The following is a 2,611-nucleotide window of genomic DNA, read 5'->3' as shown; positions in this document are numbered from 1 at the left end:
CCCACGGCCCGTACCCGCCCCACGCCGACAACTGGGCCACGACCAGCCCGGGCCGCCGCTCGGCCAGTGCCTCGGGAGAGAGCCCGAACCGGTCCAGGGCGCCCGGCCGGTACCCGGTGACCACGACGTCCGCCGCCGCGAGCAACTCCTCGAGGGCAGCCCGGTCGGCCGCCAGGTCCAGCGCCGCCGACCGCTTCCCGAAGCCGGTGTCCGCGTGCAGGCCGGCCTCTTCGGGACGGTCCGGCGCGTCCACGCGCAGCACGTCCGCGCCCAGCAGGGCGAGCGTGCGGGTGGCGACGGGACCCGCGAGCACCCGGGTCAGGTCCAGGACGCGCAGCCCGGCGGCGGGCAGCAGGGGAGCACCTGGGACGGGCGCCAGCACGCGGGCGTGTGCTCCGTCCAGCCGCTCCCGCTCGATCAGCGGCCGCGCGGCCACCGCCGCGCCCTGCTCGTGCGCGGCCCACTCCTCGGGGGTGCGCAGGGCGACGGCGAGACCGCCGGCCGCGTACACGGTCTCCTCGGCCTCGGCCGCGGACCGCTCGGCGAGCGCGGACGCGACACGGTCCACGTCGTCCGGCACGCCCAGCGCGGCGAGCAACCGCTCCCGGTGATGCGGATAGTTGGCGTGCGTACGCACCCAGCCGTCCGCCGTCCGCCAGAACCGCGACAGCGGCGCGAAGGAGACCGGCGCCCGCCCGTCCACCAGCAGATGCCGTTCGCTGAGGAACGCCGTGGCCACGGCCCCGTCGTCGACCCGCACCGCCGGCACCTCGGCGAGCCCCGCCCGCCGCGCGCCCAGTTCGGCGGCGGCCAGCGCGCAGGCACCCACACACGCGCGTGCCAGTTCACGCACGGGAAGGCGCGCCGAAAGCGCGCCTTCCCGCTCCACGATGGTGGCCCGCCCGAGAAGGGCGGGATCGCCACCCACCGCAGACCATGCGAAGGAAAGATCAGTCATGACCGCACTATGCGGCACCGACCGACATCTCCTGTGTTCACTTGGTCACAGCGTTCAGGGCGTTGGTGATGCCCTCGCCGTAGAAGGAGTTCTTGCCCTTGCCGCCCTTGCACACGGCGTCGACCTTGCCGTCGCCGTTGATGTCGTACGGGGTCGTGCACTCCTTCTTGTCGGCACCCTGGGCCAGCAGCGCCTTCACCTGGTTCGGCCTGGCGTCCGGGTGGGTCGACTTGATGAGCGCGGCGACACCCGCGACGTGCGGCGACGCCATCGACGTACCGGCCATCCAGCCGTACCCGCCGCCCGGCATCGTGCCGAGGATCCGGCCGTCGGTGCCGGGGGCGTCGGGCGCCTGGTAGCGGGTCGAGTCGCCGCCGGGCGCGGCGATCTCGATGACACCCTGGCCGTAGTTGGAGAACGACGACTTGATGCCCTTGGCACCGATGGAGGAGACCGTGACGACACCCGGCAGCTGCGCCGGGATGTCCAGGCACTTCTTCGGGTCGATCACCCGGTCGACGACGGTGCCGTCGTTCGGGCTGCCGTTGTCGAGGATCGACTTGGCGGCGAGGTCCCAGTTGTCGTTGCCGGCGGCCGCGACGTTGACCGTGCCCTTGCTCTCCGCGTACTTGGTGGCGCGCGACACGGCCTCCACCAGAGCCTTCTGGTCGAGGTCGTCCGGGCAGTTGAACTGCCACGGGTCGGTGTAGTAGCTGTTGTTGGTGACGTCCACACCGTGCTCGGCGGCCCAGATGAAGCCGCAGACCACGGCCTCGGTGTAGAACCAGCCGCCGGGCGTCGACACCTTGATGCCGGACACCTTCACACCCGGGGCGACACCGACCATGCCGACACCGTTCTTCGCGGCGGCGATCTCACCGGCGACGTGCGTGCCGTGCGCGCTCTCGCCCGGGTTGGGCCGCCAGGCGCCGTCGGCCGTGTTCGGCTTGCCCGACACGCAGTTGACGGACGCCGCCCGGTCGAAGTTGGGCGAGAGGTCCGGGTGGGTGTCGTCCACACCGGTGTCGATCACGCCGACCGTGACCTTGGAGCTGCCCAGCGTAACCTCGTGGGCCTTGTCCGCCTTGATCATCGGCAGGTCCCACTGCAGGCCCTGCAGCGGCTCCTGGCCGTCGCCGGCCGCCTCGGTCGCCGCCTGCAGCTCCTCGCCGGTGAGCGCCCGCGGCGTCCCCACCTCGGTGGTCATCTGCGGCGACAGCGGAGCGGTCCGCGTGGCGCCGGCCGACTCGACTCCCTTGTCCTTGCGTATCTCCTTGCCGAAGTCGGCCTTCGACGCGTGGACGACGATGACGCCGATCTGGTCGTAGGCGATGACGACCGTGCCGCCGGCCTTGGCGATCGCCTTCTGCACGGACGCGGAGCTGTGCCCGGGACGGACGTTGACGACGTAGCTCAGCGCGTCCCCGTCAGCGGCGGCGGAGATGCTCTGCGCGGTGGGCACCTGCGTGCCGGCCTCGGCGGCGGACGCCACGTTCGGCAGGAACGCGAGAGCGGAGGCGACGGCCATGCCGAGCGGGATGGTGACGGTACGCCGGTTGAGGCGAACGCTCATGTGAAACTCCAGTGTTCGAATCATTGCGATACGGCATGCGATACCGCATGCGAGGCGTGGGGGGGGGCTGGGGAAGTGAC

At 72.0% G+C, this 2,611-nt stretch carries 2 protein-coding genes; both read right to left on the bottom strand.

The features are described from left to right. Positions 1-958, bottom strand: a 958-nt coding sequence (locus C1I97_RS35110) for a CoA transferase (protein ID WP_181447054.1), incomplete at its 3' end; no start/stop codon positions are given. 37 nt (positions 959-995) lie between these two features. Further along, positions 996-2,531, bottom strand: a complete 1,536-nt coding sequence (locus C1I97_RS35105) for a S8 family peptidase (protein WP_111007006.1) — start codon at positions 2,529-2,531, stop codon at positions 996-998. Between the last annotated feature and the right edge of the window lie 80 nt (positions 2,532-2,611).

The organism is Streptomyces sp. NTH33 (assembly GCF_003236365.1).
Taxonomy (GTDB): domain Bacteria; phylum Actinomycetota; class Actinomycetes; order Streptomycetales; family Streptomycetaceae; genus Streptomyces.
The sequence above is the reverse complement of the archived record's forward strand: the minus strand, read 5'-3'. Positions and strand labels throughout refer to the sequence as shown.